The 13,181-nt window shown below is 74.8% G+C and carries 11 protein-coding genes; 8 read left to right on the plus strand and 3 right to left on the minus strand.

Annotation, left to right across the window (positions count from 1 at the left end):
* Window positions 1-65 precede the first annotated feature (65 nt).
* Complete coding sequence (locus tag ABTY15_RS26695) at window positions 66-899, minus strand: methyltransferase domain-containing protein (protein WP_350600495.1); 834 nt, start codon at window positions 897-899, stop codon at window positions 66-68.
* 28 nt (window positions 900-927) lie between these two features.
* Between ABTY15_RS26695 and pdxR the strand changes: the two genes are divergently transcribed.
* On the plus strand, window positions 928-2,457 hold the full coding sequence (gene pdxR, locus ABTY15_RS26700; RefSeq protein ID WP_350600498.1) for a MocR-like pyridoxine biosynthesis transcription factor PdxR: 1,530 nt from the start codon (window positions 928-930) through the stop codon (window positions 2,455-2,457).
* A 118-nt stretch (window positions 2,458-2,575) separates the two neighbouring features.
* The gene (locus tag ABTY15_RS26705) at window positions 2,576-3,763 is read left to right on the plus strand and encodes a glycoside hydrolase family 3 N-terminal domain-containing protein (protein WP_350600501.1); all 1,188 of its coding nucleotides are present in this window, start codon (window positions 2,576-2,578) and stop codon (window positions 3,761-3,763) included.
* Window positions 3,764-3,802: 39 nt separating this feature from the next.
* Here the strand turns inward: ABTY15_RS26705 and ABTY15_RS26710 are convergent, their stop codons facing one another.
* Window positions 3,803-4,492, minus strand: coding sequence for an SDR family NAD(P)-dependent oxidoreductase (locus tag ABTY15_RS26710; protein WP_350600506.1), 690 nt, complete (start codon window positions 4,490-4,492; stop codon window positions 3,803-3,805).
* A gap of 226 nt (window positions 4,493-4,718) precedes the next feature.
* Between ABTY15_RS26710 and ABTY15_RS26715 the strand changes: the two genes are divergently transcribed.
* From ABTY15_RS26715 to ABTY15_RS26725, 3 genes are all read left to right on the plus strand, one after another.
* Entirely contained in the window at window positions 4,719-5,174 is a 456-nt protein-coding gene (locus tag ABTY15_RS26715; RefSeq protein WP_350600508.1) for a hypothetical protein, read from the plus strand.
* Between the two features lie 216 nt (window positions 5,175-5,390).
* Window positions 5,391-5,735 (plus strand): ArsR/SmtB family transcription factor, encoded by a 345-nt coding sequence (locus ABTY15_RS26720; protein ID WP_350600511.1) that lies wholly within the window; start codon window positions 5,391-5,393, stop codon window positions 5,733-5,735.
* Window positions 5,736-5,778: 43 nt separating this feature from the next.
* The gene (locus ABTY15_RS26725; protein WP_350600514.1) at window positions 5,779-5,922 is read left to right on the plus strand and encodes a DUF6126 family protein; all 144 of its coding nucleotides are present in this window, start codon (window positions 5,779-5,781) and stop codon (window positions 5,920-5,922) included.
* A gap of 40 nt (window positions 5,923-5,962) precedes the next feature.
* On the opposite strand, the gene ABTY15_RS26730 is transcribed toward ABTY15_RS26725, so the two are convergent.
* Window positions 5,963-8,551: a cytochrome P450 gene (locus ABTY15_RS26730; RefSeq protein WP_350600517.1), complete on the minus strand. Its 2,589-nt coding sequence runs from the start codon at window positions 8,549-8,551 to the stop codon at window positions 5,963-5,965.
* 367 nt (window positions 8,552-8,918) lie between these two features.
* Between ABTY15_RS26730 and ABTY15_RS26735 the strand changes: the two genes are divergently transcribed.
* From ABTY15_RS26735 to ABTY15_RS26745, 3 genes are all read left to right on the plus strand, one after another.
* On the plus strand, window positions 8,919-9,797 hold the full coding sequence (locus ABTY15_RS26735) for a sigma 54 modulation/S30EA ribosomal C-terminal domain-containing protein (RefSeq protein ID WP_350600520.1): 879 nt from the start codon (window positions 8,919-8,921) through the stop codon (window positions 9,795-9,797).
* Between the two features lie 116 nt (window positions 9,798-9,913).
* Window positions 9,914-10,336 carry a hypothetical protein gene (locus ABTY15_RS26740; protein ID WP_350600523.1) on the plus strand — a complete coding sequence of 141 codons (423 nt, stop codon included), beginning with the start codon at window positions 9,914-9,916 and terminating at the stop codon, window positions 10,334-10,336.
* Window positions 10,337-10,861: 525 nt separating this feature from the next.
* Complete coding sequence (locus ABTY15_RS26745) at window positions 10,862-13,153, plus strand: RICIN domain-containing protein (protein WP_350600526.1); 2,292 nt, start codon at window positions 10,862-10,864, stop codon at window positions 13,151-13,153.
* Window positions 13,154-13,181: the final 28 nt, after the last annotated feature.

Here is a 13,181-nt window from a genome sequence, read left to right on the forward strand (position 1 = left end):
CGGGGGTCGCGGGCCGCCCGGTGGCCGGCGGCGCTTCGGGTAGCGCCGCCCAGTGGCCGCCGGCGCTAGGGGTTGACCGCCACCGCCTTGAAGAAGGTGTAGTGGAAGGTTCCGCCCGGTTCGGCCGCGCGCCGCAGCTCGGCGATGCCGCGGTCGAACTCCGCCGGCGTGCTCAGCCCGGCCGCCAGCGCGTCCGCGCGGACCGCCTCGACCATGGCGACGAAGGTCCGCAGCGTGAAGCCCTCCACCAGGGCCGGGCGGCCGCCGTCCGCGTACATCGTGCGCGGACGGACCGTCACCTCCCGGAACCCGGCCCCGGACAGCAGCGGGTACAGCCGGCGCCCCAGCAGGCCGTCGCCGCCCGCCGCGGACTGGAGCCGGACCAGGTGGTCGATGGTGGCGCGGGCCGCCGGGCTCTCCGGGTGGAAGAGGGCCGAACCGTGGTCGCCCTCGATCACCGTGATCGTGCCGCCCGGCCGCAGCACCCGCCGCAGCGCGGCCAGTCCGGCCGCCGGATCGGCCAGGTGCTCCAGCACGAAGCAGAGGAAGATGTGGTCGAACGAGCCCTCCGGGAACGGCAGTTGGTGCAGGTCGCCGTGGTGCCAGGCCACCCGGGCGGTGGGCGTCTGCGCCGCCACCCGGGCCCGGGCCTGGGCCAGTGACTCCGCCGAGATGTCCGCCGCCGTCAGCAGCACGCCCGGACTGGCGGCCAGCAGGTGCACGGTCTGCGCGCCCACCCCGCAGCCCGCCTCCAGTACCCGGCTGCCCGCCGGGTACGCCGTCCCCGCGTGCAGCAACTGCGCGAGGGTGTCCGCCTGGTCGCCGAGCCGCTGCGCCTCGGTCTCCGAGTAGCCGTGCACGTAACCGTTGTCGTCAAGGGGTGTGATCTCCGTGGTCATGGCCCCACCCTCGCGTCACAATGGCCCGGTGAACAGGTCCAAAGGTGCCGCCTTCGACAGGTCCAAAACCTCCGACCGCTCGACCGACTTCCTCCAGCTCGACACCGCCGACGCCCCGCCCGGTGGTCTCACCGACTGGCTCGCCCGGCGGCTGCGCGAGGCCGTCGCCGACGGCCGCCTCCCGGCGGGCAGCCGACTGCCCGCCACCCGGGTGCTGGCCGCCGACCTCGGCGTCTCCCGAGGGGTGGTGACGGACGCCTACCGCCGGCTCGCCGAGGAGGGCCAGGTCGCCGGCCGAGGCAGGGGCGGCACCGTCGTGGTCGCCGCCGCACTTCGGCCGGTACCGGAACCGCCGGTGACGGTGCCGCCCAGGCGTTCCGGGCCCACGCATTCCGGACCCGTGAGTTCCGGCCCCGCGTTGTTCCGGGACGACCCGGACCCCGAGGTGTTCGAGGCGCTGCGCGCCGCCCCCGCCCGGATCGACCTCACTCCCGGTGTGCCCGACCTCGCCGCCTTCCCCCGCGCCGCCTGGCTGCGCGCCGAACGCGCCGTCCTCGACGGCCTCTCCGCCCAGGACCTCGGCTACGGCGACCTCCGCGGCACCCCCGCCCTGCGCCGGGCCGTCGTGCACTGGCTGGCCCGGAACCGGGGCATCCGCGCCGACCCCGACGAGGTGCTGATCGTCGCCGGCACCGCCCAGGCCCTCACCCTGCTCGGCCGGGCGTTCGAACGCGCGGGCATCACCGAGGTCGCCGTCGAGGACCCGGGCTCGCTCGGCGCCCGCCAGCACCTCGCCCACTGGCTCGCCGCCACCCCGCCCGTCCCGGTCGACGCCGACGGCATCCGGGTCGACGCGCTGCGCGCCACCGGGGCCCCGGCCGTCCTGCTCACCCCCGCCCACCAGTTCCCGACCGGCGTGGTCCTCGGCGGCGAACGACGGCGCGAACTGCTGCGCTGGGCGGCGGACGGCGGGCTGGTCATCGAGGACGACTACGACGCCGAGCACCGCTACGACCGACCGCCGGTGCCCGCCCTGCGCGCCGTCCTGCCGGAGCAGGTCTGCTACGCGGGCAGCGTCTCCAAACTGCTCGCCCCCGCCCTGCGCACCGGCTGGCTGCTCGTGCCGCCGCGCCTGCACGCGGCCGTGCTCGATGCGAAACGCTTCGCCGACCTCGGCAACCCGGCGCTGCCGCAGCTGGTGCTGGCCCGGCTGATGGAATCCGGCGAACTGGAGCGCCACCTACGGCTGTTGCGCCGTCGGCACCGCCGCCGCCGGGACGCGATGATCGAGGCCATCCGCACCCACCTGCCCGGCGCCACCGTGCACGGCGCCGCCGCCGGCCTCCACCTGATGCTCACCCTGCCGCCCGACCTGCCGTGCGCCGACACCGAACTCGCCACCGCCGCCCTCGCCCGGGGCGTCAAGGTGCACCCGCTGTCCTGGCACGCCCGGCTGCCCTACCCGCCCGGGCTGGTGCTCGGCTACGCGGCGGGCGCGCCCGGCGAGATCGCCGAGGGCATCGCCGTCCTCGGGCGGCTGGTGCGGGAATCCGGCTGACCCGCCGGTGCGTGGGACGTCCTCCGGCGGGGCGGCTTCGGTACGCTGACGGACCGTACGGGACCGCACCTCTGCTTCCGCTTCGACCCCCGCTTCCGCCGCCGCACCAGGAGACGCCATGCCCCCGCTCCGGCGCGCCGCCCAGTTCGGCGCGGTGCTGACGGTCCTGGCGGCCGTCCTCGGACCCGTCCCGGCCGGGACGGCCCACGCGCGGCGCAGCGCCCCCGCCGACCGGACCGCCGCTGCCCGGACCGCTGCCGACCGGACCGCAGAAGAGAGGACCGCCGCCATGCCCAGCCCGGAGTCACGCCGACTCGCCGGACGCCGGATCGTGCTCTCCTACGCCGGACCGACCCCGCCGCCGGAGGTGCTGCGGACGATCCGGGAGGGGCGGGCGGCCGGGGTCATCCTGTTCGGCGAGAACGTCACCGGGCCCGCCCAACTCGCCCAGGCGGTCGGAGCCTTGCGGCAGGCGGCGGCGGAGTCCCCGGTACCGGAGCCGCTGCTGCTGATGACCGACCAGGAGGGCGGCAAGGTCCGCCGGCTCCCCGGGGCGCCCGAACTCTCCGCCCGCCGCACCGGCGCCGCACCCGACCCGCTCGGCGCCGCCGCCCGCTCCGGCACCGGCGCGGCCGGCACCCTCCGGGCCGCCGGCCTCAACGTGAACCTCGCCCCGGTGCTGGACGTCTACGACAGCCCGGACGACTTCATCGACCACGCCGAACGCTCCTACGGCCAGGACCCTTCGCGCGTCGGCGAGTTGGGCAGCGCCTTCCTCGCCGCGCAGCAGGGCCTGGGGGTCGCCGCCACGGCGAAGCACTTCCCCGGGCTCGGCTCCGCGGCCCGCGAGGAGAACACCGACGAGCGGCCGGTCGTCCTGCCCGTCCCGCTCGACCGGCTGCGCGACCGCGGCGAGGAGCCGTACCGCGCCGCCATCGCGGCGGGCGTGCGCCTGGTCATGACCTCCTGGGCGGTCTACCCGGCCCTCGACCCGGACCGGCCGGCCGGCCTCTCGCCCACCGTCGTCCAGGGCGAACTCCGCGAGCGCCTCGGCTTCCGCGGCGTCACCGTCACCGACGCCCTCGAAGCCGGCGCCCTCACCCCCTACGGCGACACCGGCGCCCGCGCCCTCGCCGCCGCCGAGGCCGGCATGGACCTCCTGCTCTGCTCCGCCCGCGACCCGCAGCAGGCCGAAGCCGCCACCACCGCCCTCGCCACCGCCCTGGACTCCGGCCGCCTCGACCGTACCGCCTTCGCCGCCGTCCTCGCCCGGATCACCGCCCTGCGCGCCTCCCTGGGGAGTTGAGCTCCGGCGGAGCCGAGCGGACGCGTCCCGGCTGCGGGGCTACCAGGGCAGCGGCCCCGCCGCGTCGAAGTAGCCTCCGGTCGGGCCGTCCGGCCCCAGCTGAGCCATCCGGACGATGATCTCGGCGCCCTGCTCGACGGTCTGTGCGCCCTGGTGCCGGTTGAGGTCCGTCGCGGTGTAGCCGGGCTCCACAGCGTTGATCCGCATCCGCGGGAACGCCTTGGCGAACTGCACGGTGAGCATGTTGACCGCGGTCTTGGAGGCCGGGTAGGCGACCCCCGGGTACCCCTCGCCGGCCCGGGCGAGCGAGGCCAGGCCGCTGCTGACGTTGACCACGGCCGGAGCGGCGGAGCGTTCCAGCAGCGGCAGGAAGGCGTGGGTCACCCGGACCAGGCCGAAGACGTTGGTCTCGAACACCTCCCGCAGCACGTCGGCGGTCAGCTCCGCGGCGCCGATGATCCCGCCCTCCGGTGACCGCACCTCGATCCCGGCGTTGTTGACCAGGACGTCCAGACCGCCGTCGGCCTCGACGGCGGCCACCGCGGCGGCGACCGACCCGTCGTCGGTGACGTCGAGTTGCACGAACCGGGCGCCGAGCCCGGCCGCGGCCGCCGTGCCCCGCTCGATGCTGCGCGCTCCCAGGTAGACGGTGTGGCCCGCGGCGATCAGCCGGCGGGCGGTCTCATGGCCGAGGCCCTTGTTGGCCCCGGTGATCAGGATTGTCGTCATGGGACCCAGCCTCCCCCCGGGATGCCGCGATCAGCCAGTGGTTTACGACGCGGTGGGATTGCGCCATTGGCGGTTGGATTTCGGTCTGGTCGAAGCTTCGAAGGTCGATCTCCGGTCATGGCTTGGGAATCGCATGGCAAAGTCTCGTCGTGCCACATGTGAAATGTCACATGTGGCACCGCATCTCACCTGTCCAGATCGTTTCCCACCCTCCGAGGAGGAGACCATGAACCGTCTCGCCCAGTTCGCGGCGGGCGCGGCCGGCGCCGTCGCCCTGTTCGCGGCGCCCACCGCTGCCGCTGCCGCCACGACCACTACTGCCGCCACCACCACGACCTGCGGCTCCAGCGGCCTCCAGGCCGGCCTGTCGACCAAGGTCTGTGCCGATGTCACCGGTGACAGCGTCGTGCTGTACGGGCAGATCGGCCTGGCCGGTCCGCCGTCCCCGGGCACCCCGTGGCCGCCGCACGTGGAGGTGCTGACCACGCTCTCCGGTGACGTCGTCGGTGGCGCCTCGCTCGGCACCTCGCAGGGGCGGGCCGTGTTCACCGGGAGCACCCTGCGGATCGACGGTGTCGCCGGCACGGTGCCGTGCGGTTCGACCGTGCACGCCAGCTTCGGTGTCGAGGCGATTTGGCGGCTTCCGGCCCCGGTGACCGTCGACGTCCCTGTAGTCTGCTGACGAGTCGTCACCGCGACTGCTGAGCCCGGGAGTTGGCAGCCTCCCGGGCTCGGCCCTGCGCGTTCGCTCCCGACGCGGTGAGGGCGGCTGCGGTGGGTCCCGTACACTGTGACAACTTGAAGAAATCTTCATCTGTCGCGATGATGCTGGCCGGCCGTACCGTGTACGGACGGCCGGCGCCCACCGAAGCCGTACCCGAGGGAGAGAGAGCGGACGATGCCGGTCCCGCTGTACCAGGCGAAGGCGGAGTTCTTCCGCACCCTCGGCCACCCGGTCCGGATCCGGGTGCTGGAGCTGCTCCAGGACGGCCCCCGGCCGGTGCGCGAGCTGCTGGCGGAGATCGAGGTCGAGCCGTCCAACCTCTCCCAGCAGCTCGCGGTGCTGCGCCGCACCCAGCTGGTCACGGCCACCCGCGAGGGCAACACCGTGGTGTACGCGCTCAGCACCCCGGACGTGGCCGATCTGCTGCGCGCCGCGCGGCGGATCCTCACCGAGCTGATCACCGACCAGGGCGCGCTGCTCACCGAGCTGCGCGCGCCCGGCGGCCAGGCGTCCCGCTGAGCCCCGGCCCGCCGGGCCGCCCTACCCGAGGAGAACCCCTGCCATGAGCGACAGCACCGGCGACGGCACGAGCGAGGAGAAGCGCAGGCGCAAGGCCATGCTGATCCGCGCGGGCGTCTACATCTTCGCCACGCACCTGTTCGCCGGTTTCGTGCTGCTGCTGTTCGCGCTCGGGGGCCGCAAGTAGCAGGGCGGCCGCAAGTAGCGGGTCGGTCACGAGGAGCGGGTCAGGGGAGTGGGACACCCCCTTCCACCACCAGGTAGCGGTCGCTGGTGCTGGTCCAGGCCTGGGCGCCCTCCACCAGCTCGCGGGTGCCGTCGAGGTACCAGCGCCCGGCCGGGTGGCGGCGCAGCAGCTCGCCGCGCAGGCGCTCGCTCTCCTGTCGCAGCCGGTCGATCCGGGCGCGGACCGCGCCGACCGCGCGGCCGCGGGAGCAGCCGCGGACCCTTTGCAGGGTGAGCACGGTGTTGAAGGCGGCCGCGCTCTGCCGCTCCTCGCGGTCCAGCGAGTAGAGGTCGTTGATCAGCGTGGCGGCGTCGGCGGTGTGGGCGCGCAGCCGGCGCAGTGCGGGCTCGGCGTGCAGGGCGGCGGAGGCGTCGGCGCCGTGGACCCGTTCCAGTATGTTCATGAAGGGGTAGAGGCAGCTGCCGTCCCGGCGCAGCCGCAAGGTCTCGGCGAGGCCGAGCCGGGGGACGGTGCCGCGGGCCCGGTGGCCGGCCTCGGCGGGGAAGGTCGCCAGGCAGGCCTGCCATTCGCGGGCGGCGCGGGCGCGCCAGGCCGGGGACATCGCGGCGCTCTGCCGCTGCCAGAGCTCCCGCCAGGCGTCGAGCAGCCGGTCGTCCCCGGAGGCGCACTCGGAGGCGTCCTCGTGGTCGGGGGCCGGGGTGGTGGCCCGGCCGTGGAGGACGTCGATCAGCGGGTCGACGATGGCACGGGCCTCGGCGGGACGGCGCCCGGGCGGGCCGTCGAAGCGGTCGTCGAGGATGGTGAACCAGCCCAGCATGTCCACCAGCAGGTCGAGGTCGGCGCCCCCGGTCCGGGGGTAGGCGAGGCCGATCAACTCGGGCAGCCCGTACGCCTGGTAGCGGGGCAGTTCGGCCGGGGTGAGCAGGCCGCGGCCGACCGCCCACGCGGCGTGCCGGGTGGTGGCGGCGCGCAGTTCGGCGGGCCGGCGCGGCGGTTGGGGTGGTTGGGGCTGCTTGGGCAGCACGGCGCCGGTGCTCCGGCCGGTGCTGCTGCTCCTGTCGGTGTCGGTGTCGGTGCCGGTGACGGCGGGGGCAGGGGCAGGGGCAGGGGGAGTGATCGGACACCGCCCGGGCCCGGTCGGGTCGCCGGCCGACCGCGGTGGGCGTTGCGGGTGCCGCTGCTCCCGGGGTGCCCGCGGGGCCAGCCGTACGCGCAGCCCCTGTGCCTGCACCGTGGTCCACACCACCTCGCGGGCCCGCGCGCCTGGGACGGCCGTCGGCTGCCAGCGCCGCAGGATCGCGGCGGCCGCGACGGTGAGCTCGGCCCAGGCGAAGGCCTCCCCGATGCACTTGTGCTTGCCCGCCCCGAACGGCAGGAAGCCCGGCCGCCCGCTCCCCGCGCCGCCCTGCCAGCGCTCGGGCCGGAACCGCAGCGGGTCCGGGTAGCGGGCCGGGTCGCGGTGCAGGGCGGTGAGGCTGTACAGCAGCTCGGTGCCGGCCGGGATCCGGTACGGGCCGAGCTCGACCGGCACCTGGGCGGTGCGCATCAGGAAGGCGTTGGGCGCGTGCAGGCGCACCACCTCCTGGGTGACGCTGCGGGTGTAGCCGAGCTTCGCCAGCGCCTCGGGGGTGGGGACGGTGCCGGCCGGCAGGTGCTCGTCGAGTTCGGCGAGCATCCGGGCCTCGACCTCCGGGTGGCGCAGGAGTTCGTCGAGCAGCCAGGTGAGGGTGGTGGAGACGGTCTCGGTGCCGGCGCCGAACATGGTGATCGCCTCGGAGCGGACGTCGGCCTCGGTGAGCGGACGGCCGGTGGCCGGGTCGACGGCGGCGCGCAGCAGAGCCGGCAGGGTGTCACCGCGCCGGGACGCGCTCCGGTGGAGCGGGGCCCGCCCGTTGACGGCCTGGTCGACGACCTGGTTGAGCACCCGCACGGCGGCGTCGAAGCGCCGGTTGACGGGCAGCGGCAGCCGGGCCAGCGCCGGGTGCGGGTAGAGCGACTGGACGATCTGGCCCTTCACCAGGTCGGGCAGCGCCCGGTGGAAGGCGAGGGTGGCGCCTTCGCCGAGCCGGGCGTCGAACAGCGACCGGGTGACGATCTCCAGCGCGAGGTGGTTCATCTCCTTCGCCACGTCGAGGACCTGTCCGGACTGCCAGCGCCCGGCGCGCTCCTCGACGACCCGGTGCATGACGGCCAGGTACTCGGCCATCCGCTCCGGCCCGAACGCGGGCTGGAGGATCCGCCGGCGGTCCCGGTGGGCCTGGCCCTCGGACATCAGCAGGCCGTCCCCGAAGGCGGTCTTGAGGGTGTCCTGGACGGCGCCGCGCGGGCAGTCGTGGGCGAGCGCGACGAGCAGGGTGTGGACCAGCGCGGCGTCGGTGACCACGCAGACCGTGCGCGGGCCGAGACGGATGCGGACGACCCCGCCGTGGCGGGGGAGGGAGCCGAGGAAGCCGAGTGGGTCGCGCAGCAGGGCCGCGGCGTGCCCGAGGCCGGGGAGCGCGCCGGGGGCGAGCGGGGGGACGGCCGGTCGAGCGGCCCGCGGCGCGGTTGGTGGTGTGGTTCCCGGTGCGGTCGGTGGTGCGGTTCTCGGGGGGACGGCCCGTTTCCGCGTCTCGATCGTCAGGGGCATGACAGTACCTCTCATCGACAGTTCCTGGGGTCGGAGGGCCGGTCGCGGCGGTGCCGGGGGACGCCGACGGCCGGCCGGGCGGCGGGGCTCGACCCGCGCGGACTTCCGCGCACGCCCGGGGTGGAGGGCGCACGCCATAGGAAACGCGCCGGTTCGACGGGCGTTGCGCCGAACGCGGGTGGATCACTCCAACGGGCCAGCGGCCCGGGACCACCGCGCGGGTCCGGTCGCCGGGCCCGCAACCCTGCGCTGACCTGCGCGGACGCCGCTCGCCGGGGGCGGCCGACGGGCCCGGCGAGCAGGGTCTTTGGACCCTCGCCGAGCAGACGTGCGAGGTCCAGCATGGTGCAGGAGAAGGAGGATCCTGATGACCCGTCTGCGCCCCCGGCCCGCCCTCGACGTCCGGGTGGAGATCCGTGGTCAGCTGCCGCGCGAGGACACCGAGTACGCCCGGGCCCGCGCGCTGGACACGGCGGCCGCGCTGGCGGGCTCGGTGGCGGGGGACCCGGCGGTGGCCGGGGCGGGCGAGCTCGGGGTCGGCGAGCTCGGGGCCGGGGTGCTGCGGATCCGGCTGACCCGGGTGCGCGACCGGTCGGTGACCCGGCCCGTGCTCGCGCAGGCCGATCTCGCCCTCGCCGACCTCGGCCCGGTCCGGGTGCAGCTCGCCACCGGCACCGCCCAGGAGTCCGTCGACCTCGCTCTCGGCACCCTGGTCGGGCGGGCGGTCCGACTGTCCGAGCAGGGGGACATCGGCTTCGCCGCCGTGCACGAGAGCGCCTGGCGGCCGCAGTTCGCCGCCCGCCCGCTCGCCGAACGACGGATCGCCCGTCGCAAGGCGGTGGTCCTGGCCCGTCGCACCCCCGCGGAGGCGGCGCGCGAGATGCTCGCCCTCGACCGGCGGTTCCAGCTGTTCTCGGACACCCGGACCGGCCGGGACTCCCTGGTCCACCGCAGCCTGCCGGACGGCGCGCCGGTCCTGCTCCGGGCGGGCACGGGGGTGGGGGAGTCCGACCCCGGGCCGGATGCCCACCTGCCGATCCGTACGGAGCCGCAGGCCGTGGGCCGTCTCGGCCTCGACGAGGCGGCCCGTCGACTCTGGCTCACCGGCGCCCCGTTCGTCTTCCACGCCGATCCGGTCGACGGACGCGGCCGGGTGCTGTACCGCCGCTACGACGGCCACTACGGCTTGATAACGCCGGTGGCGGAGGGCGCATTCGGGGCAGGAATCCCACCGGCACACGGCTGACCCAAAAGCTCCACGACTTCCACGAGTTCGACGAGTTCGACGAGTTCGACGAGTTCGACAGCTTCGACGAGCTCGATGACTTTCGACCACCACCTCACGACAGGGGGACCGGCACCATGGACTGTGACGAGGTCATGCTGACCGTCCGGATCACCGCCGCCGAGCGCGCACTGCTGCGTGAGCTGGCGCGCGGGCACGGCGGCGACGTCTCGGACGTGGCGGTCGACGGGCTGCTGGACGTCATCCCCGCACTGCACGACGCCGCCACCGCCCTGCGGCTGCAACGCGTCCTGGCCAGGCCCGCGCCCTGTGCCCTGACGGTGTGGCTGCCCGCGCCCGTCGCGGACCTGCTGCCGCTGCTCGGTGAGCGGATCGCGCGCACCGGCGGGCCGTCGACCGGGCCGGCCAGCGTCGCGCTCTCGGCCGCGCTGCGGCTCTGGCTGGCCGGGGACCCGGCCGGGCTGGCCGCCTCACTGGCCCGGCTGCACGGCGACTGCCGCGTCCGGCCGGAGCCGACGGGGGCGCTGGCCGCCGCCTGACGGGGCGGCGGCGACCTGACCGGGCGACGGTGGCCCGGCGGAGCGACACGGCGGTCTGACGGACGGTCGGCGTGCTGGTCCGCTGGCATGTCCGGGGCGGGAAATCGGCTGGTCAGAGCTCTGGTCACGGCCGCCCGGCAGGTCTAGCATTCCCGTCACGGTAGCCGGAGCCCACGCCCCCGGACGCTCCGGCCGGGTGGGCCGACACCACCCCCTGCCGGGGAGCGCACACCCCCCGAATGCGCTCCCCGGCGCCGTGCTGCCCGGGTTCCGTCCGGCGTGTGTCCGTCCGCCGCGACCCCCGGTCCGCCGCCGTCCCGTTCGCCCGGCTCCCGACGTCGATTTCGTTCGGCCGCTACCCGTCCGCGCGCGCGGCGCCTCCGCGCACCCTCCCGCGAGAGTTCAAACATTTTCGCAAGAGGTTTCTGTTATTCCCAGCCATCCCATCCGCTCTCCGGAGTGTCGGAAGGCCTGAGCCCCCCTCACCACAGGGCGCCCGGGCCGTCGCACGAGGAAAGGAACGCGATGGGACACCGAAGCACGGAGCTGCGGCGGCGCAGGCGCCGGCGGTTCACCCGCAAGGGCGCCCTGGTCGCCGTGGCGGTGGCGGCCGGACTGGTCGCCGGCACGCTCGGTATCCAGACCGCGCTGGAGCCGGCCGGCCGCAGCAGCGTCACGGTCGCCGGTGGATCGGCCGACCGCGCGGCGGCGGTGACGGCCGGTGTGATCACCGACGACGACGGCGGCGGGCCGGGCGAGACCGGCACGGCCGAGGGCGCCACCAAGGCACCCGCCCCGAAGCGGGATCAGAAGGCCACCCCGCTGAAGGAGATACCCAAGGACCAGCCCGACAAGGGTCTGGTCTACGCAGGACTGAGCCTGCCCAACAACGACCGCTGCGCCGGCACCCTGGAGGTCGCCGGGGACGCCACCCAGTGCAGCCACGGTCCGGACGCGCCGCCGAAGGGCGTGGACATCAAGAAGGACGTCGCACCGGTAGCCGCTCCGGCCGCCCAGGCGCCGCCGCTCACCCCCACTGGAAACGCCCAACCGCCCGCCGCCGCCGATCTGGTGAAGAACGGCGCGCCCGTCCTCGACGCCACCCAGAAGGCGCTGCTCAGCGACTCCGGCACCGCCGCCGCCCCGCAGGGCGACGCACCGCAGCAGAACGCGGCCGCGCCCGCCGGGTCCGCGCTGGTCTGCGAGGGTGACGGCAGCAGCGGCAACCGCGTCCAGGTGGTGTACGTGCACAGCCCGGGCAACGACCGGTACGCCCAGTACCTCGCCTCCTTCAAGAAGTGGGCGGCGGACGTCGACGTCATCTACAACGCCAGCGCCCAGGAGACCGGCGGCGTCCGGCACGTCCGCTTCGTCACCGAACCCGACTGCTCCGCCTCGGTCCTGAACGTGCAGATCTCCGACTCCGAGATCGGCGACTTCAACGCGAGCAACCGCGCGCTCGCCGCGCAGGGGTTCAACCGCAAGGACCGCAAGTACATGATGTTCACCGACGCCAAGGTGTACTGCGGCATCGGCACCTTCGCCGGTGACGAGCGGCCCAGCCAGGACAACCTCAGCAACTTCGGCCCCTCGTACGGCCGTACCGACTCCGGCTGCTGGAGCGGCTCCACCGCCGCGCACGAACTGGGCCACAACCTCGGCGCGGTGAACAACAGCGCGCCCAACTCCAGCAAGGCCGGCCACTGCGTCGACGAGTGGGACATCATGTGCTACTCGGACGCCCCGAACTACCCGCAGATGCGCACCGTCTGCCCGGACCGCGCGCACGACGACCGGCTCGACTGCAACCACGACGACTACTACAACACCTCGCCGGCCGCCGGGAGTTACCTCGCCACGCACTGGAACGTCGCCAACAACCGGTTCCTGATCGCGGGCAACGGCACCGGCCCGAACCCGACCCCCACGCCGACCGCGACGCGCACCCCCACCGGCACGCCGACCCCGACGTCCACGCCGACGTCCACCTCCTCGCCGACGCCGACCGGCTCCGCCTCGCCCACCCACACCCCGTCGCCGACCCCGACGCCGACCGGCAGCTCCACCCCCACGCCGACCGGCTCCACCTCGCCGACCCCGACCCCGACGCCGACCTCGACGTCCGGCACCACCGGGCCTGACATGACGGTCAGTCAGATCACCCAGAACTCGGCCATGCTGAGCTGGACCGCCGTCCCGTCCGCGGCCGGTTACGACGTCCTGCTGAACGGCCAGGCCATCGGCACCGTCCGGGCGACCGTGGTCGGCCTGGTCCGGCTGGCGCCGGGCACCTCGTACACCGTGGCCGTCGCCGTCCGTGACGCCGCCGGCGCGGTCTCCAAGCCCGGCCGCGCCGTCACCTTCCACACCGTCGCCGACGCGGGCCGCCCGCAGCCCGGCACCCACTACACCATGGTCAACGGCCTGACCGGCCAGGCCGCCGACCTGTGGGGCAGCTCGATGAACGACGGCACCGTCGCCATCGCCTACCAGCGCACCGGTTACGCCAACCAGAAGTGGGTCTTCGAGGACGCCGGCAACGGCGCCGTGCGGATCAAGTCCGTGCGCTCCGACAAGTGCCTGCAACTGGGCGGCACCCCGGTGGCCGGTCAGTACGTCGCGCAGCAGCCCTGCTCCGACGCGGCCGCGCAGAAGTGGCAGCTCAACGCCTCCGGTGGCGGGTACACCCTCACCGCGAACGGGAGCGCGCTGGTGCTCGGGGTCTCCAACCGCTGGTACTACGGTGGTTGGCTGTTGGAGCTCCAGCAGCCGAACGGCCAGTCGTACCAGAACTGGTCGCTGCTGAAGACCTCCTGACACCCCCGGGGCACCGGGGTGCGGCCGC

The sequence above is a fragment of the Kitasatospora sp. NPDC097643 genome, from assembly GCF_040302625.1.
Classification (GTDB): Bacteria; Actinomycetota; Actinomycetes; order Streptomycetales; family Streptomycetaceae; genus Kitasatospora.